General features: G+C 69.8%; 17 protein-coding genes. 7 read left to right on the plus strand and 10 right to left on the minus strand.

The window, feature by feature from the left end; translation table 11 throughout:
* Positions 1 to 24 precede the first annotated feature (24 nt).
* A complete protein-coding gene (locus ID574_RS10650; protein WP_188188653.1) occupies positions 25 to 684 on the plus strand; it encodes a hypothetical protein in 660 nt (219 codons plus the stop codon).
* A 3-nt stretch (positions 685 to 687) separates the two neighbouring features.
* Here ID574_RS10650 and ID574_RS10655 read toward each other — a convergent pair whose 3' ends face one another.
* Complete coding sequence (locus ID574_RS10655) at positions 688 to 1,311, minus strand: response regulator (RefSeq protein WP_188188654.1); 624 nt, start codon at positions 1,309 to 1,311, stop codon at positions 688 to 690.
* Positions 1,308 to 2,423, minus strand: coding sequence for a GAF domain-containing sensor histidine kinase (locus tag ID574_RS10660; RefSeq protein WP_223166564.1), 1,116 nt, complete (start codon positions 2,421 to 2,423; stop codon positions 1,308 to 1,310). Before ID574_RS10660 ends, ID574_RS10655 begins: the two co-directional genes overlap by 4 nt.
* Before the next feature lie 93 nt (positions 2,424 to 2,516).
* Between ID574_RS10660 and ID574_RS10665 the strand changes: the two genes are divergently transcribed.
* The 4 genes from ID574_RS10665 (at position 2,517) to serB (ending at position 6,126) form a co-directional block, all read left to right on the plus strand.
* Positions 2,517 to 3,173, plus strand: a complete 657-nt coding sequence (locus ID574_RS10665; RefSeq protein ID WP_188188656.1) for an SDR family NAD(P)-dependent oxidoreductase — start codon at positions 2,517 to 2,519, stop codon at positions 3,171 to 3,173.
* Positions 3,170 to 4,180, plus strand: coding sequence for an S-adenosylmethionine:tRNA ribosyltransferase-isomerase (locus ID574_RS10670; RefSeq protein ID WP_188188657.1), 1,011 nt, complete (start codon positions 3,170 to 3,172; stop codon positions 4,178 to 4,180). Before ID574_RS10665 ends, ID574_RS10670 begins: the two co-directional genes overlap by 4 nt.
* 98 nt (positions 4,181 to 4,278) lie before the next feature.
* A complete protein-coding gene (locus ID574_RS10675) occupies positions 4,279 to 4,836 on the plus strand; it encodes a DUF11 domain-containing protein (RefSeq protein WP_188188658.1) in 558 nt (185 codons plus the stop codon).
* Between the two features lie 69 nt (positions 4,837 to 4,905).
* Positions 4,906 to 6,126, plus strand: coding sequence for a phosphoserine phosphatase SerB (gene serB / locus ID574_RS10680; protein ID WP_188188659.1), 1,221 nt, complete (start codon positions 4,906 to 4,908; stop codon positions 6,124 to 6,126).
* Between the two features lie 8 nt (positions 6,127 to 6,134).
* Here the strand turns inward: serB and ID574_RS10685 are convergent, their stop codons facing one another.
* The 6 genes from ID574_RS10685 to ID574_RS10710 form a co-directional block, all read right to left on the minus strand.
* Complete coding sequence (locus ID574_RS10685) at positions 6,135 to 6,602, minus strand: SixA phosphatase family protein (protein ID WP_223166565.1); 468 nt, start codon at positions 6,600 to 6,602, stop codon at positions 6,135 to 6,137.
* Positions 6,603 to 7,005: 403 nt separating this feature from the next.
* Positions 7,006 to 9,327: a sodium-translocating pyrophosphatase gene (locus ID574_RS10690; protein WP_188188660.1), complete on the minus strand. Its 2,322-nt coding sequence runs from the start codon at positions 9,325 to 9,327 to the stop codon at positions 7,006 to 7,008.
* A 670-nt stretch (positions 9,328 to 9,997) separates the two neighbouring features.
* On the minus strand, positions 9,998 to 10,795 hold the full coding sequence (locus tag ID574_RS10695) for an ABC transporter permease (protein ID WP_188188661.1): 798 nt from the start codon (positions 10,793 to 10,795) through the stop codon (positions 9,998 to 10,000).
* Positions 10,792 to 11,559: an ABC transporter permease gene (locus ID574_RS10700; protein WP_188188662.1), complete on the minus strand. Its 768-nt coding sequence runs from the start codon at positions 11,557 to 11,559 to the stop codon at positions 10,792 to 10,794. The genes ID574_RS10695 and ID574_RS10700 overlap by 4 nt, the downstream gene beginning before the upstream one ends.
* Positions 11,549 to 12,466 carry an ABC transporter ATP-binding protein gene (locus tag ID574_RS10705; protein WP_188188663.1) on the minus strand — a complete coding sequence of 306 codons (918 nt, stop codon included), beginning with the start codon at positions 12,464 to 12,466 and terminating at the stop codon, positions 11,549 to 11,551. The genes ID574_RS10700 and ID574_RS10705 overlap by 11 nt, the downstream gene beginning before the upstream one ends.
* Positions 12,467 to 12,676: 210 nt before the next feature.
* Positions 12,677 to 12,967, minus strand: coding sequence for an antibiotic biosynthesis monooxygenase (locus tag ID574_RS10710; RefSeq protein WP_188188664.1), 291 nt, complete (start codon positions 12,965 to 12,967; stop codon positions 12,677 to 12,679).
* A 60-nt stretch (positions 12,968 to 13,027) separates the two neighbouring features.
* On the opposite strand from ID574_RS10710, the gene ID574_RS10715 reads away from it, so the two are divergent.
* Positions 13,028 to 13,660 carry a TetR/AcrR family transcriptional regulator gene (locus ID574_RS10715; RefSeq protein WP_188188665.1) on the plus strand — a complete coding sequence of 211 codons (633 nt, stop codon included), beginning with the start codon at positions 13,028 to 13,030 and terminating at the stop codon, positions 13,658 to 13,660.
* A gap of 515 nt (positions 13,661 to 14,175) precedes the next feature.
* On the opposite strand, the gene ID574_RS10720 is transcribed toward ID574_RS10715, so the two are convergent.
* Together ID574_RS10720 and ID574_RS10725 are read right to left on the minus strand one after the other, a co-directional pair.
* Complete coding sequence (locus tag ID574_RS10720; protein ID WP_188188666.1) at positions 14,176 to 14,604, minus strand: ATP-binding protein; 429 nt, start codon at positions 14,602 to 14,604, stop codon at positions 14,176 to 14,178.
* Position 14,605: 1 nt separating this feature from the next.
* Positions 14,606 to 14,956 carry an STAS domain-containing protein gene (locus ID574_RS10725; protein WP_020542579.1) on the minus strand — a complete coding sequence of 117 codons (351 nt, stop codon included), beginning with the start codon at positions 14,954 to 14,956 and terminating at the stop codon, positions 14,606 to 14,608.
* 409 nt (positions 14,957 to 15,365) lie between these two features.
* Between ID574_RS10725 and ID574_RS10730 the strand changes: the two genes are divergently transcribed.
* Complete coding sequence (locus tag ID574_RS10730; RefSeq protein ID WP_442939273.1) at positions 15,366 to 18,077, plus strand: DEAD/DEAH box helicase; 2,712 nt, start codon at positions 15,366 to 15,368, stop codon at positions 18,075 to 18,077.
* The last annotated feature ends 101 nt before the right edge of the window (positions 18,078 to 18,178 follow it).

Below are 18,178 nucleotides of genomic sequence, written 5' to 3' on the forward strand. Positions count from 1 at the left end.
CCAGCACCGTAGGGGGAGCCGTACATGCGTAGAAGCTTCAGCGTGTTCTTAGCCGGCGGACTGGCCGTCGGCGCCCTGGCCGCGCCGGGCCAGGCCACCGCCGCCACAACCGCCACAACCGTGGCGCCCGCCGCCACCGCACGGCTGGCGCCGTACTCGAGTTTCGAGGTCTCAGTCAAGCACACCAAGCGCACCAAGCGCGGTGGCAAGATCACATACTACGTCAAGGCCAAGAACCTGGGCCCGCACTACGCCGACTACTACTGGATAGGCGGCGAGGTGCCGAAGGGCGTCGTGCCGACCCTGCGCTGGGGCGGCCCCAAGGGCACGAAGTGCACCTGGGAGGACCGCTGGTTCTGGTGCTGGAGCCCGCTGCGTCTGGAGAAGGGCGAGACCGACTGGCTCAACTTCCAGGTGACGCTGAAGAAGGGCACCACGGGCGCCGCCACGGCCCGCCTCGGCGTGATGTCCTTCGACGTCGACCAAGGCATGGAGAACTTGAGCGAGGAGGAGTTCGAGCGTCTCGGCGTCAAGGGCTACCACTGGCTCAAGAAGGTGAAGACGACGATCGTCTCCCCGCCGCGGCCGGGCCGGCCGACGCGTGGCTACACTCCGCCGCCCCCGGTCAAGGAGTTCAACCCGCCGTCCAGCCGCGTCGAGACGAACAAGAAGAAGGACACCTGACCATCAGCCCAGGCCGTGGCGCACCGCGTAGAGCGCGGCCTGGGTGCGGTCCTGTACGCCCAGCTTCATCAGCACGTTGGAGACGTGGGTCTTGACCGTCTTCTCGGCGACGGCCAGGCTCCTCGCGATCTCCCTGTTGGACCGGCCGGCCGCGATGAGCGCCAGGACCTCGCGCTCGCGGTCGGTCAGCGGGACCGGCGCCGGCACCTCGGCCTCGTCGGCGGCCCGGGACAGCATCGCCTCGGCCGCCTCGGGGGCGAGCAGCACCTGGCCGCCGTGCACCGCGCGTACCGCCTGGACGAGCGCATTCGGATCGACGTCCTTGTAGAGGAACCCGGCCGCGCCCGCGCGCATCGCCGGGCCGACGTCACCGCGGTCGCTCACCGACGTCAGCACCACCACTCTGGTCTTCGAGCCGGCCAGGCGCTCCAGCGCGCCGTGTCCGTCGAGCACCGGCATCTTCAGGTCGAGCAGCAGCACGTCGGGGCCCAGTTGCTCGACCAGCTCGACGGCCTGCGCCCCGTCGCCCGCCTCGCCGACGACCGTGATGTCATCCTGCAGGTCGAGGAATGTCCGCAGCCCCTGCCGCACCACCGGATGATCGTCGGCGATCAGCACCCGGATCACACGCCCACCTCCACGCGTACCGTCGTCCCCCGGCCGGGGGACGACTCGACGGTCATCACCCCGCCGACCGACTCGGCCCTGTCACGCATCGACACCAGCCCGAGCCCGCGCGACTCCGCCTGCTCGAAACCGCTGCCGTCGTCGCGCACGATCAACACCAGCTTGCCGTCCTCGTACGACAGGCGCACGAGGACGTGCGTGGCCCCGGAGTGCCTGAGCGCGTTGTGCAGCGCCTCCTGGGCCACCCGCAGCACCGCCACCTCGACCGCCGAGTCCAGCGGCGGCAGCTCGGCGCACTCGAACGCGACCACGGACGGGTGGAGCCGGTCGAGCAGGCGCACGTGCTTGCGCAGCGTCTCGGACAGCCCGTGCCGGTCGAGCTCGGCCGGGCGCAGCTCCACGATCACCGCGCGCAGCTCGGAGAGCGCCTCGCCGGCCAGGCGCTGGACGCGTTCGAGCTCCACGGCGGCCTTGTCGGGGGCCTGTTCCAGCATCGCCCCCGCGGCCTGGGCGCTGAGTCGCAGCGAGAACAGCTTCTGCGTGACGGCGTCGTGCAGCTCTCTGGCCACCCGGTTGCGCTCTTCCAGCATGGCCAGCTCGCGGCCGCGCTCGTAGAGCCTGGCGTTGGTCAGCGCGATCGCGGCGTGCGCGGCGAACAGCGTGAGGAGGTCCTGGTCTTCCTGGGTGAAGCCGCCGGGCGTGCGCTTGTTGGCCAGGAAGATGATGCCGAGCACCTCCTCGCCGTCGCGGATGGGGACGCCGAGGAAGTCTTTCATGACCGGGTGCGCCTTCGGCCAGTATTCGAACCTCGGGTCCTTGCGGATGTCGGGGAGCCTCGCGGGAGCCCCCTCGCGCAGCATCACGCCGAGCATGCCATGCTGTCTCGGCAGCGGCCCGATGGCGTCCCACTGCTTGTCGGTGATGCCCTCGGCGACGAACTCGGCGAACGAGCCGTCGTCGTCGGGCACGCCGAGCGCGGCGTAGCGGGCGTCGAGCAGGCGCTGCGCCGAGCGTACGATGACCTGCAGCACCTCCCGGACGGACAGGTGCCGGGTGACGGCGAGCACCGCTGAGCTCACCGCCTGCAAGATCTCGTCTCGGTCGGCCCTCACGGCATCCACCCTATGGTCCTAGGACGAAGTGCCCAGCCCGGACGGACCTTCAGCCCGATGTCCGCCGTTCGCCGCGTTCCTAGCGTCGAAGCCATGACGAACACCGCACTCATCACCGGCGCCTCCCGCGGACTCGGTCTCGCGCTGGCGCGGTCGCTGGCAGGTTCGGGCTGGAACCTCGTGCTCACCGCCCGCGGGGCGGACGACCTGAAGCGGGTCGCGGCCGAGCTGGGCGCCACCGCGATCCCGGGAGACGTGGCCGACCCAGCGCACGTCGAGCGTCTGGCCCGGGCGGTGCCTGAGCTGGACCTGCTGGTCAACAACGCGAGCGACCTGGGCGTGACGCCGTTGCCGCCGCTGGCGGGATACCCGCTGGAGGCGTTCAGGGCACTGCTGGAGACGAACGTGACCGCTCCCCTCGCCCTCATCCAGGCCACGCTGCCGGCCCTGCGTTCCGCGAACGGCGCGATCGTGAACGTGACCTCCGACGCCGCCGCCGGCGCGTACGAGGGCTGGGGCGGCTACGGCGCCAGCAAGGCCGCACTGGAGCAGTTGTCGAACGTGCTGGCCGCCGAGGAGCCCGGCGTACGGGTCTGGTGGGTCGATCCGGGCGAGATGAACACGCGCATGCTCGCCGACGCCGTGGGCGCCGAGGAGGCGGCGTCCGCCACCGACCCGGCGAAGGTGGCCGCGACGCTGCACGAGCTGATCGGCTCCCGCCCGGCCAGCGGAAAAGTGAGCCTGCAATGACCGTGGCACTCGACTTCGTCCTGCCGCCCGGCCTGTCGGCCCATGAGCCGCCCGAGGCCCGGGGGATGTCCAGGGACGCGGTACGGCTGATGGTCTCGCGCGGCGACTCGGCCCCCGAGCACCACCGGTTCCTGGACCTGCCGAAGCTGCTCGACCCGGGGGACCTCATCGTGGTCAACAACTCGGCGACGCTGCCCGCGGCGATCAGGCTGGACCGGCTGGCCGTGCACTTCTCCACCGCGAGGGAGGACGGCACGTGGCTGATCGAGCTGCGCCGGCGCACCGCGAAGGCGTCCGAACCGTACGGCGGGGGCGAGGCCGGCGAGTGGCTGCCGCTCCCCGGGGGGGCCACGCTGCGGCTGATCGAGCGGGAGACGCCGCGGCTGTGGCGGGCACAGCTGGATCGCGACGTGGAGCCCTACCTGCGCGCGTACGGGGTCCCGATCCGCTACTCGTACGTGGGGAAGGACTGGCCGATCGAGGCCTACCAGACCGTGTTCGCGACCGTACCGGGCAGCGCGGAGATGCCGAGCGCGGCGCGGCCGTTCACCGCGGACCTGGTGACGGCGCTCGTGGCGCGCGGCGTCGGGATCGCGCCGATCACCCTGCACACGGGGGTGGCCTCGCCGGAGAAGGACGAGCCGCCGTACGCGGAGCGGTACGAGGTGCCCGCCTTCACCGCGCGGCTGGTCAACCTGGCGCTCCGGAGCGGCAACCGGGTGGTGGCGGCGGGCACGACCGTCGTACGGGCCCTGGAGACGGCCGTCGGCGCGGACGGGCTGGTGGCCGGGGCGGCGGGCTGGACCCGGCACGTCGTCACACCCGAGAGCGGCGTGCGGGCCGTCACCGGGTTGATCACCGGTCTGCACGAGCCGCGCTCCAGCCACCTGCTGATGCTGACCGCGATCGCGGGCGAACCGGCGCTGGCGAAGGCGTACGAGGAGGCGCTACGGGAGGGATACTTGTGGCACGAGTTCGGCGACACACACCTGATTCTAAAGAAATAGTCTTTACATAGATTTTGCCACCGTGATAGGAACAGCCGACGTTTACGGGGGCTTGATCGAAACGCGTCCCCGTGCCCTTTTCTCACCGGAGACGTTGAATGCGCAACTCCCTTCCCAAGGTCGCCACGCTGGCAGCGCTGGCCGGCGCCCTGCTCATCCCGGCTGTTCCCGCTTCCGCCGCCGCTGCCCCGGTCGCCGCCAAGGCCGCGGCCGCGGATCCGTACTCGGCTTTCGACGTCAAGGTGAAGGCGTCCAAGACGGCCAAGGCCGGCGGAAAGATCAAATACACCATCGTCGCCACCAACAAGGGCCCGCACTACGCCGACGCGTGGTTCGTCGGCGGCGAGTTCCCCAAGGGCGTCGACATGAAGAGCATCAGGTACGACACCAACCACTCGAAGATGAGGTGTGAGCTCGTCTCGGCCCGCGCGTTCTGGTGCCCGCCGACCGAGGTCATCGAGGTGGGCGACTCGGTCACCCTCGCCTTCTATGCGAAACTGAAGAAGTCCGCCAAGGGCACGCAGAAGGCGACGATCGGCATCGTCTCCTACAACTTCGACCAGGGCATGGAGAACTTGAACAAGGAGGAGCTGGATCGCCTCGGCGTCCCCCGCTTCGGCTTCGAGAAGTCCGTCAAGACCAAGGTCGTTCGCTGAGCCCGTGCCCGGTCCGAATGCCGCACCTGCTGCGCGACCATCGGACCGGGCGCAGTACCGTGGCTGGATGTGGACCAGCGCACCCTCCTGATCACCCTCACCGGCCCTGACCGGCCCGGTGTCACGTCGCGTCTTTTCTCCGTCCTGTCCGGCTTCCCCGTGACGGTCTCGGACATCGAGCAGGTCGTCATCCGAGGCCGGCTCACGCTCGGCGTGCTCGTCGCGTACGCGGGCGGGCCGTCGACCGGCACCGGCACGACACTCGGAGCCATGTGGACCGCCGTCGAGCGGGTGGCGGAGGACCTCGGCATGGAGGTCGAGCTCTCCACCGGCTCCCAGGCCAAGGAGCAGCGCCGCCGCGGCCGTCTGTCGGTCAGCGTGCTCGGCGCCACGCTCCAGCCGGCCGCGATCGCCGGCATCGCCGGGCGCATCGCCGCCGCCGGCGCGAACATCGACCGCATCGAACGCCTCGCCCAGTGGCCGGTCACCTGCATCGAGATGTCGGTCTCCGGCGCCGACCCCGACGCGCTACGGGTCGAGCTGGCCGCCGAGGCCGCCGCCCAAGAGGTGGACGTGGCCGTTCAGCGCACCGGCCTGTCGCGGCGGGCCAAGCGGCTGATCGTCATGGACGTCGACTCCACCCTCATCCAGGGCGAGGTCATCGAGCTGCTGGCGGCCCACGCCGGGTGCCTGGACGAGGTCGCCCGGGTCACCGAGCACGCCATGCGCGGCGAGCTGGACTTCGCCGAGTCGCTGCGCAAGCGGGTGGCGCTGCTCGAAGGGCTGCCGGCCGAGGTGTTCGAGCACGTGCGCAAGGAGGTCGTGCTCACGCCGGGCGCCCGTACGCTGGTGCGCACGCTCAAGCGGCTCGACTACCGCTTCGCCATCGTCAGCGGCGGCTTCACCCAGATCACCGACGGCCTGGTCGAGGAGCTGGGCATCGACTACTCCGCCGCGAACGTCCTGGAGGTCGTCGACGGGCGGCTCACCGGCCGGGTCGTCGGCGAGATCGTCGACCGGCCGGGCAAGGCGAGGGCGCTGGAGCGCTTCGCGCGCGAGGCCGGCCTGCCGATCTCCCAAACCGTGGCCATCGGCGACGGGGCCAACGACCTCGACATGATCGCGGCCGCCGGGCTCGGCATCGCGTTCAACGCCAAGCCGGTCGTCCGGCAGGCCGCGGACACAGCCGTCAACACCCCGTACCTCGACTCCATCCTCTACCTGCTGGGGATCTCACGGGACGAGGTGGAGGCTGCCGACGCCGAGGACGGCGCGCTCGCGGCGCGCTGAGGCCCCGCCTAGCTCTCCTTCGGATCCCAGCGCGTGATCAGACGACACTCCCCCGGATACAGGTCCGCCCACGCCGACTCGACCTCGATCACCGCGAACGCCCCCGGCCGGAAGGCGTAGTCGCCTCCGGCCAGGCCCAGGGCCAGCTCGTGGACGCCCGGGTTGTGCCCGCACAGCACCACGGTGCCCAGCTCGGGATCAGACCGGCGGACGAGCTCCAGCAGCTCTTCCGGGTAGGCCTCGTAAATGTCGCGCTCGTAGCTGATTTCTGCCTCGGGGAAGGCGATCTCGGCGGTGCGCCTGGTCCTGACCGCCGGCGAGCAGAGCACCACGTCCGGCCGGAGGCCGGCCGCCCTGATCTCGTCACCCGCCCGCTTGGCGTCCTGCTCCCCGCGGTCCGTCAACGGCCGCTCCCGGTCGGCCAGGCCGGGGACCTGGGCGGCTTTCGCATGCCGCAACACGATCAATGTGCGCACCGGATCATCCTGTCCTCGAGGCCCAGGTGGCCAGTGCGACGAGCACGGCCAGGATGACGAGCATGGCCAGCAGAATGAGGCCCAGGGTCTTACCGCCGCTGGGCTGCTTGTCATCTTCCACGTGCCCAGTTTCCCATCGCGGGTTCCCGGTGCCACGCCCACCTACCGAACCGGCCTCCGGCGGCTGTTCGAATGCGGTGTGCGCCCGCCCCGGCACGGGCGCACACCCGCACTGCGCCCCCCGCCAAGCGAGCTCGGCCCGACCGAGCCCGCCAAGCGAGCTGCGTGCCGGCACCACATCGCCGCCAACGAGGAAACGCCCACAGTCCACTGCGCGGCGCTAAATGCACAAAAACGCCCGCTCCCACACACGGGAGCGGGCGTTTCGCTTTCTGAAGCGGGGTTACGACGCGACGGTCTCCTGCTCGCGATCGTTGTCGTTGTCGGCCGCCGGCTCGATGGCCACCGACCGCCGCTTGGACACGATGATCGCGCCGACCACCACGGCCACCGCCACCACCGTGACGACGATCCGCACCGCCGGGTTGCCCGCGTACAGGACCACCGCCGGAGCGACCAGCAGCGCCACCAGGTTCATCACCTTGATGAGCGGGTTGATCGCCGGCCCGGCCGTGTCCTTGAACGGGTCGCCGACCGTGTCGCCGATGACCGTCGCGGCGTGCGCCTCGGAGCCCTTGCCGCCATGGTGCCCGTCCTCGACCAGCTTCTTGGCGTTGTCCCATGCGCCACCGGAGTTCGCGAGGAACACGGCCATCAGCGTGCCGCAGGCGATCGCCCCCGCCAGGAACGCGCCCAGCGGCGCGTACCCGAGGGCGAAACCGACCGCGATAGGCGTCATGATCGCCAGCAGGCCGGGCGTGGCCAGCTCGCGGAGCGAGTCGCGGGTGCAGATGTCCACGACGCGGCCGTACTCCGGCTTCACCGTGCCGTCCATGATTCCCGGGTTCTTACGGAACTGGTCGCGTACCTCGAAGACGACCCGCATCGCCGCACGCCCGACCGCCGTGATCGCCAGGCCCGAGAACAGGAACACGACCGAGGCTCCGACGATCAGGCCGACCAGGACGTTCGGGTTGTCGATGCCGAGGCTGAAGTTCTGGAACTGGCCGAGCGCGCCCTTGATCGCCGCGTCCGCCTTGGCCAGCTCGCTCTCGACGGCGGTCCTGAAGGCGCCGAACAACGCGGTCGCCGCGAGCACGGCCGTGGCGATCGCGATGCCCTTGGTGATCGCCTTGGTGGTGTTGCCGACGGCGTCCAGGCTGGTGAGCACGCGGGCGCCGTCGCCCTCGACGTCGCCCGACATCTCGGCGATGCCCTGGGCGTTGTCGGAGACCGGGCCGAAGGTGTCCATGGACACGATGACGCCGACCGTGGTCAGCAGGCCGGTGCCGGCCAGGGCCACCGCGAACAGCGCGAGCGTCACGTTGCCGAAGCCGAGCAGGAACGCGCCGTAGACCGCGCCGCCGATGATCAGGGCCGAGTAGACGGCCGACTCCAGGCCGACGCTGATGCCGGCCAGGATGACGGTCGCGGGGCCGGTGCGCGAGCTCTCGCCGATCTCGCGTACGGGACGCCGGTTGGTCTCGGTGAAGTAGCCGGTCAGCAGCTGGATGGCGCTGGCCAGCACCAGGCCGATGAGGACCGCGCCGACGGCGATGATCCGCGGGTCGGCGTCGGACTGGACGGTGGCGTCGGTCAGGGCGGCGAAGCTGTCCGGCAGATACAGGACCGCGGCCACCGTCACCAGCACCGCAGAGATCGCGGCCGAGATGAAGAAGCTGCGGTTGATCGCGGCCATGCCGTTGCGGTCGTTGTCGCGCATCCGGGTGACGAAGATGCCGATGATCGCCGTGATCACACCGATCATCGGGACGATGAGGGGGAACACCAGCCCCTCTTCGCCGAAGGCCGCCCGGCCCAGGATGAGGCTGGCGACCAGCATGACCGCGTACGACTCGAACAGGTCGGCCGCCATGCCCGCGCAGTCGCCGACGTTGTCGCCGACGTTGTCCGCGATGGTGGCGGCGTTGCGCGGGTCGTCCTCGGGGATGCCCTGCTCGACCTTGCCGACCAGGTCGGCGCCGACGTCGGCGGCCTTGGTGAAGATGCCGCCGCCGACTCGCATGAACATCGCCAGCAGCGCGGCCCCGAACCCGAACCCTTCGAGCACGCCGGGCGCGTCGCCCTGGTAGATGAACACGACCACGGCCGCGCCGAGCAGGCCGAGGCCCACGGTGAACATGCCGGCCACGCCACCGGTACGGAACGCGATGCGCATGGCGCGCTTCTCGCCCTCGTCGTTGGCCGCGGCGGCGACGCGGACGTTCCCGCGCACGGCCAGCCACATGCCTATGAATCCGGTCAGCGCGGAGAACACCGCCCCGACCACGAAGAAGATCGAACGCCCGATGCGGACGTCCGTCTCCCCGGGTAGCAGGAGCAACAGGAAGGGAATAATGACGACGAAGATCGCCAACGTGCGGAACTGGCGCGCCAGATAGGCGGCGGCGCCTTCTTGTACGGCACGGGCGATATTTTGCATGCGCTCGGTGCCCTGGCCGGCGGCCAGCACTTCGCGTACGAGGCCGCCCGCGACGGCCAGCGCGATCAGTGCGACCGCGGCGACCACGATCACGATGGTGAGATTGTTTCCGCTCAGGACCAGATTGGACGCTGGCTCCGCTGCCAGCATGTGCCTGCTCATCGTTCTCCTCGGCAAGACCGGTCGTCCTGCCCGGGCGGTGCCTCCCGGCTACCTCGGCGGGTGTTGCGGCACCATCCGGGTTGTGGGTGCCGCTTCCGGTTGAATCCGCGTTCCGCCGGATCACCTTGGCCGGTGCCGGGAGTCTACGCAGGCAGGGAACGGATATGAAGGCTCCGAAGGTCACTAATTATGCGTGTGTCCAGTAAGTCCCTGACAGTGCCCCGATTTGGGTTCTGACAAGTGGAATTTCTCCTGGTTTACGGTCATGACAAGCCACCAATATGGTGGGACCGAAACGTGGGATTGGATCAAGGCCGAGGCTGTCGCCGCCCAGGCCTCGGCTGGGCCTCTTACGCCCCATCAGCCACTGCCGCACGACCCGTTCCGCATCAAGCCGGCACACTGTCCGGCGACGTCGACCCCACGCCGGCCTCCGCCTCCGTCTTCGGTGCCGACCGACAGCTCGTCCTCACCAGAGCTGTGGCGGGGTCACCGTCGCGCGGCCTATGTAATGACCGTCCCGCCGGCGGGCGTGTTCGTAGACGTCGCGTTCCTGCCCGTAGCCGCCTGCTGTTGCCGGTCGTGACGGGCGATGGCGCAAGCTTTGCTCTCCGACATCGGCGATGACAACCCATACTGACCGGCGGTGCCCGAAAGATCCGTTCTTGGCCTAGTAGCGGCCGAGGGTGCCGCGGCGTCGGGCGAGGTGTTCGAGCCGGTTGAACAGGAGCACCCCGGCGGCCGTGATGAGCAGCGGCTGGGCCAGCAGCCAGCCGAGACCCCAGCCGGTGGGGAGCGCGGTCAGGGAATGGCCACCGAGCAGGATGTCCCGCATCGCCTCGATGCCGGGCGCGATGGGTACGATCAGCCGGCTGAGGAAAGCGATCGGATCAGGCATGACGGCCAGGGGGACCAGGGTGCCGCCGGCGATGGCGTAGACGGCCACGGACAACTGGGTGATGATCTCGATGCGCTTGAACACCAGGGTCAGCCCGCACAGGATCAGGGCCAGTCCGCAGGTGCCCAGCACGATGGAGGCCAGCGGCACGATCACCTGAGCGTCGAAGGGCAGCCGCGCGCCCTGGACGGTGACGGCGGCGGCGCCGGTGACCAAGACGGCCAGCGCGGTGGGCAGGGCCGCGATCACGGCGGCGACCTGCCGGCCGAGGATGCTCGCGGCCGAGGGCAGCGGAGTCAGGTACGTCTGCTCCAGGACACCGGACTGGATGTCGCCCAGATAACTCCAGAACACCCGGTTGACCTGCTCATGGATGAAGGTCAGCGCCACCATGCCGAGCAGCACCGGCAGCAGCAGGTCCGCACGCAGCTGCCCACGTCCCATGAACAGCACGATGAGCAGGTAGAAGAGCGGAAACGTGATCATCTGGATGACGGTTTCGCGCCGGCCTGCGAGCAGATTGAGCAGTCCCTTGCGGACTTCTGCGGCGAAGCCGCGGGCGAAGGTCATGACGACTCCAGGGCTCGGCGGTGGTTGCGGACGAACAGAAGACCGGCCGCGGCGGTGAGCGCGAGGGTGTGGGCCAGCAGCCACGGCAGAGCGCCGTCGGTCCAGAGCCGGCTCAGAGTCCGGCCCTCGAACAGCGTCTGGGTGAGCGCCTCGATGCCCAGCGTGGTGGGCAGAACTCTGGCCGCCGCCGCCAGCCAGTCCGGATACAGGGCGAGCGGCAAGAAAGAGCCGTTGAGCAGCAGCACGAGCGAGGTGAAAAGCGACTGCAGGGCGCCGATCACCGGGGAGACCAGCGCGAGGGCGGCCAGCAGGAAGGTGAAGGCCAGCGCGTTGACCCATAGGAGCCCGGCGGGCAGGAGCGCCGCCCAGCGCCAGGGGATCGTGATCCCGGCCACCATCATCGGGACGAGAGCGGCGACCGCGGCCACGGCCAGTCCGAAGATCGAGGCGGTGAGCAGCCGGCCGAGCATCGGCAGCCACGGCGGCGCCGGTGTCATCTGGGCCTGGGTGAAGGTGCCGGCGCGTTTCTCCTCGATGAGGTCGGCCACCATCACCAGGCCGGCGTACTGCAGGAACCAGTAGCCGCCGATGGCGACCAGGGTGTGCGGCAGCAGGTCCTGGCGCAGTGCGCCCTGGCCCAGGACGAACTGCAGGCCGAGGTACATCATGGTGCTGATCAGCAGCGTGATCAGATGTCCGGCCGGGTGCGCGAGCTGGACGCGCAGCCCCTTGCCGATCTCCGCGCGCAGGACATTAAGCAGCATGGGACGGCTCGCTCACCAGGGCGAGGAACACGTCCTCCAGATCGGGCTGCACCTGGGTCAGGGACTCGATGACGGCCCCGTGGGCGCGCAGCCGCTCGACCACGTCGTACACCTCGCGGGGCTCGTTCACCCGCACGCCGATGGTGGTGACGCCCTCGCGGGTGACGGCGTCGAAGCCGGGTGGCGCGGCGCCCTCGAGGCGGATCTCGTACCGGTCGCGTTCGCGGAAGCGCGCCAGCAGCTCACGCGTGGGAAGGTCGGCCACCAGCCGTCCCTGGCGCATGACGGCCACCCGGTCGCACAATTCCTGAGCCACATCCAGCTGGTGGGTGGTGAGCAGGATGGTGGTGCCGAGCTCGCGAGCCTGCTCGGCGATCCAGTTCTTGACAATACGGGTCGCCTCGACGTCCAGGCCGAGCGTCGGCTCGTCGAGCAGCACGATCGGCGGGTCGGCGATGAGGGCGGCGGCGATCGCGACCTTCTGCTGCATGCCACGCGAGAAGCCGCCTACCTTGTCGTGGCGCCGCTCCCAGAGGCCCAGATCGGTCAGCAGGTCCTGGGCGCGCTCGGCCACCCGGGGCTTGCGCATGCCTTTGAGCCGGCCGAAGTACATCAGGTTCTGCCAGGCCGACAGGCTCCAGTAGACGTTGCGCGAGCCTTCCAGCACGGCGCCGAACTGCGCCATCGCGGCCGAACGCTGCCGGGCCACGTCGAAGCCGCCCAGCCGGACCTGTCCCGAGGTGGGGGTCAGCAGTCCGGCCAGCATCTTGATGGTGGTGGTCTTGCCTGCGCCGTTGGGGCCCAGGAAGGCGAAGACGGATCCGGCGGGGATACGCAGGGACACCTCGTCGACCGCCGGGGCGTGCGCCGCGCCGTACACCTTGGTCAACGCGTCGATCTCGATCATGTCATCTCCTCGATTCGGGAACCCCCGGCCCCGCGCTCGGGGCGGGACCGGGGTTCGGGGGCCATGTTCCGGGCCGTTCTTCCGGGGCCGGAGTCGCGAGCCGAAGTCGCGGTCGGGGCCGGGGCGGGTCCGGGGCCGGAGTCGCGAGCCAGAGTCGCGGTCGGGGCCGGGGGCGGGTTAGGGGGCGGGTCCGGGGGCCGAGGCAGGCGGTCAGAGCTCGTCCAGAACCTCGATGTCCTCAGCGGTGGCCTCGCGCGTCAGCGCGAAGGCCGCGGAGGCCTCGGCGTTGCCGGGTACGGCCTGGCGCGCCGTCTGCAGGCCGGCGGCCGAGTCCCAGCGCCATACGCCCACCCATGTGGTGTCGTCCACGCGGCCGAGCCGCGCCTCGATGAGTCCCGGGGCCGCGGCCCGGGTGGCCGCGACCAGCGCCGCGTGCCGGGCGCGCAGCTCGTCGGCGTCGGCGGGGTCGATCTGGAAACGGGTGACAGTGATGACCGACATGACTGGAGTCCTTCTCTAGAGTTGACTTCTAGCGACGTTTTCTAGAGATAGACTCTAGCCATGAGCGATGTCAAGCGGCCCAGCAAGCGGACCGACAAGGCGCGCCAGACGCGGCGGCGGATCCTGGAGGCGGCGCGCGAACTTTTCGTGCGCGACGGCTACGGCGCGACGAACCTGCAGGACGTCGCCGCCAAAGCCGAGGTCGCAGTGCAGACGATCTACTTCGTCTTCGGCAACAAGCGCGCCCTGCTGAAAGAACTCGTCGACGTGACGATCGCAGGCGACGACGAGCCGGTGGCCACGATGGACCGGCCGTGGTACCGCGACGCGCTGGCCGCTGGCACCGCCCAGGACATGCTGCGCGCCTACGTCGCGGGCTCGACCTCGGTCCTGGAGCGGGCCGCGCCGATCGGCAAGGTCTTGGAGGGGGCGGTCGCGAGCGACCCCGAGGTCGCCGCCTTGTGGCCGCAGGACGTCGATCCGCGGTACGCCGTACACGAAACGGCGGCCAAGGCGCTGGCCGGCAAGCCGGGCGCACGGGCGGGGACGTCCGTGGAGGAGGCCGCCGATCTGCTGTACGGGCTGCTCAGCCCGGAGTTGTACCTGGTGTTCGTCCGCCAACGGGGCTGGTCGCGCGAGCGCTGGGAGAACTGGGTCGGCGAGACCCTACGCGGTCAGCTCTGCCAGGCCTGACCGCACCAAACCTGCGCGGCCGGGCTGGCCTGCCGACCGGGCTGGCCTGCCGACCGGGCTGGCTCCGGCGGCGGTCTTGGCGGGGGCGGTGCATGCGGCACCGCAGCTCGTCCTGCTCGCCGACCGCCTCGCCGACCACGCCTCGCCCGCTACCGCGCCGAGGTCTTCGCCTGGCTCGTACGGCGTGCCCAGCGCGCAGGAGAAGCCACGCATCTCACGCCCGAAAGCATGACAAGGCATGTCATGGCATGGCCAGGGCGGCATGACCACGCGCCACTCGAGACCCGTGGTCATGCCGCCTCGAAAGGCAGGGTACGAAGCCCGCGGTCCACACCTCACTGAGGCAATGGTGCCCGTGCGCCGTAACGGCGGTCGGCCCCGTGCGGGTCAGAGGGCGTCTCCCTGGAGGCGCCCCGCCACGGTCGGCGGGTGGCGCCTCGTTGGCTTGCCGTACAAGAAGGGTCTTGAAAGATTCCGGGCGCCTGGAAGGCGCCCGCGAGTCAGACACGGGATGCCTACGACGTCGGCACTCCCTTGCCGGCGGGCCAGCTCATCCGGATGTCGGTCCCCTTGGGGGTGGGAAGGACCTCGACGTCGTCGGCCAGCCCCGAGATGACCGCGAGGCCGAAGTCCGTCATGAACGAGTCGGAGAGCATGCCGAGATCGAGAGGTTTTTCCTGCTGAATCTCTTCGCTCGGGGCATGGTCGCTGACCGTGACCTCGAAGCGCCCGGCGTCGTCACGCAGCTCGATGCGGATGGGCTCACCCGGGCAGTGGGCGCGGTGCGCCTCCACTGCCCGGGAACATGCCTCACCCACGGCGAGCCTGACCTCGTCCAGCAGGGACTCCTCCACGCCGGTGCGGCGAGCTATCGCCGTGGCCACCAGCCGCGCCGTCCGCACGTGTGCGGGGAGTGCGCTGAACGTCAGCTCGACGGTAGCCATGCTACTTGTCTTTGCCGTGAGCTTCCTTGGCCTCGTCGACCGAAGCGTAGATCCCGAAGACCTTGGTCAGGCCGGTGATCCGGAAGATCTTGAGAATGCGCTCCTGCGTGCAGACCAGCTCAAGGGAGCCGTCGTGCGCCCGAACCCGCTTGAGCCCCCCGACCAGGACCCCCAGGCCCGTGGAGTCGAGGAAGTCGACCTTCTCCATGTTGACGAGAAGGTGGAAGTTGCCCTTGTTCACCAGGTCGATGAGGAGCTCACGCAATCTCGGCGCAGTGTAGACATCGATCTCACCCTCGACCTCGACGATGGTGAGTCGGTCCTCGTTGTGGTGATCCAACTTCAGATCCACAGATCCTCCAGCGCCTCGCCTGCGAAAGTACTCTTGCCGGACTGGCAATCTGGAACGTGGCCCCAGACTGTCCGACCCTGCCGCGCGGCATTCAACCACGCGTCTGGCTTGTGTCTATACGAAATCACGATTCCCGACGACTTTGCCCATGGATGCAAGACTGGAAACAGTGACTTCCACGCCATCCTCCCCACAACAGGCAGGTCCACTCCTCCGCCACCTGCTTGGTATTCCCGCACGTCATGAGCGTGTCACCCATGTGGAGCATGTTCCAGCACGTCAGGCGGGTCAAGTCCGATGGCCCAAATGGGCCCCAGAAGTGCTTGTTACGCGCTTGGCGAACCGCGGGGTGACAGGACTCTGGCCTCACCAATACGAGGCCGCCGACCTGGCGTTTCGTGGCCGAAACGTGATCATCTCCACAGGCACGGCGTCCGGGAAGTCGCTGGCGTACCTCACACCCGCGGTCGCCTCGTGCCTCGACGGCGGCACGGTCCTGTACCTGACGCCGACCAAGGCCCTGGCCGCCGACCAGCTTCGCGGGCTACGGGAGCTGCGCATCACGCAGTTGCGCGCCGCCTGCTTCGACGGCGACACGCCGTTCGAGGAGCGCACCTGGGTTCGCCAGCACGCCAATTACGTGCTGACAAATCCTGACATGCTCCATAGGAGCATTTTGCCGAGACACTCCCAGTGGTCCTCGTTCTTCCGCCGCCTGCGCATGGTGGTCGTGGACGAGTGCCATGGCTACCGCGGCGTCTTCGGCTCCCACGTCGCCCAGATCCTGCGCCGGCTGCGCCGCGTCTGCGCCCGGTACGGCTCGTGCCCCACGTTCCTGCTCGCCTCGGCCACGGCGAGCGACCCGGGTGTGTTCGCCATGAGGCTGACGGGGCTTGAGATGGACGAGGTGACCGTGGACGCCTCTCCCAAGGGGTCGACCACCATCGCGCTCTGGGAGCCGCCCCTGACCGACCTACGGGGCGAGGGAGGGGCACCTGTGCGGCGCACGGCGACGGCCGAGGCGGCCGATCTGCTCGCGGACCTCGTCCTGGCGAACGTCCGCACGCTCGCCTTCGTCCGTTCCCGGCGAGGCGCGGAGACGGTCGCGCTGTCGGCTCGCGCCAAACTCGCCGACGTCGCCTTCTCAACCCCCTTCACCGGTACGCCACGCGCCCCCCAGAAGCCGAACGCCGAGCCCCCCACCATCCCGGCCACGACGCCCCTCGATCCTGCCTCGGCAGACGCCTCCGCCCCGCATGGCGGGCCGGGCACCGCGGCGGAGGGCGCCATGGGTCCACGACGGCATCTACGCACTCCCACCACCGCGGGCACCCCTACCGCCGAGCCTCTTGGGGAGCCGACGGCGACAACCCGGGCAGCGCACGGCGACGATGCGACGAGCCATCGCACCGCGGCAGCGCCGCCCACCGACACCACGGCGGGCCGCCCAGCAGGAGCGAGCACGACCTCCCCAGCCGGCCGCCCCACCCAAGCGGGGACAACCTCCCCAGCGGACCGCCCAACCCGAGGGGGCACCACCTCCACGGCGGACCGCCCAACCCAAGCAAGCACCACGTCCGCGGAGAGCGGCCCCACGCCTGGCAGTGCCGCGCCCACACCGGTAAGCCCGACCCTCAGCAGCGCTACGCCCACACTGGCAAGCCCGACCCTCAGCAGCGCCACGCCCACGGAGGGCATGCCGGCCACCGGGAAATCCGCCTCCACCGCAGAGGGCTCTGCCACCTGGCCGCTGCCCGAGCCCTCCAACCTCACTGACTTCACGGACCTGGCCGAACTCCCCAACAAGATCGCCGCGTACCGGGCCGGCTACCTCGCCGAAGATCGCCGCCTCCTGGAGAAGGCTCTCCGCGAAGGCGCCGTCATGGGCCTGGCCACCACGAACGCCCTCGAGCTCGGCGTCGACGTCTCCGGCCTGGATGCCGTGCTGATCGCGGGCTGGCCGGGCACCCGGGCCTCGCTGTGGCAGCAGGCAGGCCGCGCGGGCCGCGACGGCCAGGAGGCGCTCGCCGTACTGATCGCCAGAGACGACCCCCTGGACACCTACCTGGTCCACCACCCGCAGGCGCTGTTCGGCCAGCCCGTGGAGGCGATCGTCCTGGACCCCGACAACCCGTACGTCCTGGGCCCTCACCTCTGCGCCGCGGCCGCCGAGATCCCCCTGACCGAGGACGATCTGCCCATCTTCGGCACCACCACCGCAGACGTGCTGGACGCTCTGGTCGGTCAGGGTTTGCTGCGGAGGCGCGAGGCAGGGTGGTTCTGGACCAAGCGTGAGCGCGCCACCGACCTCGCCGACATCAGAGGTGGCGGCGGCGCCCCGATCCAGGTCGTGGAGTCGTCCACGGGCCGCCTGCTGGGCAGCGTGGACGAGCCGTCAGCCCACACCACCGTCCACACGGGCGCCGTCTACATCCACCAGGGCGAGACGTTCTTGGTGGAGCTCCTCGACCTGGAGGCCGGAGTTGCCCTGGTCTCCAGCGCCAACCCCGACTACTCGACGTTCGCCCGGGACATAACCGACATCTCCATCCTCTCCACCCAGCGCTCCCACCCGCTGGGCCCCGGCACGCTGCACTTCGGCGAGGTGGAGGTGACCAGGCAGGTGGTCTCGTACCTCAAGAGACGCCTCCAGTCAGGCGAGATGCTCGGGGACGAACCCCTCGACCTGCCACCCCGGACCCTCCGCACCCGCGCGGTCTGGTGGACGCTGCCCGCGTCAGCCGTGGCCCCTCTGGCGGAGGCGGGCATCGACCTCGGCGGAGCCGCTCATGCCGCCGAACACGCCTCGATCGGCCTGCTCCCCCTGTTCGCCACCTGCGATCGCTGGGACATCGGCGGCGTCTCCACCGAACTGCACGCCGACACCGGCCTGCTGACGGTGTTCGTGTACGACGGCCACGAGGGCGGCGCGGGTTTCGCCGAACGCGGCTACGCCCGCGCGACGGAATGGCTGACGGCCACACGCGAGGCCATCGCCTCCTGCGAATGCGAGCGCGGCTGCCCTTCGTGCATTCAATCCCCCAAATGCGGCAACGGCAACGACCCGTTGGACAAACGCGGCGCCATCCGCCTCCTCAACACGCTCTTGGCCGCCGAATGACCAATCCCGCACGCACACAGCCGAATACTCGTCGTCCGCCAGCATCCCACCGTTGATCAGGCGAAGCGCACGCTGTCATGAACCACCCATGACCCAATTCA

The sequence above is a fragment of the Nonomuraea sp. SYSU D8015 genome, assembly GCF_008065375.1.
Classification (GTDB): Bacteria; Actinomycetota; Actinomycetes; order Streptosporangiales; family Streptosporangiaceae; genus Nonomuraea.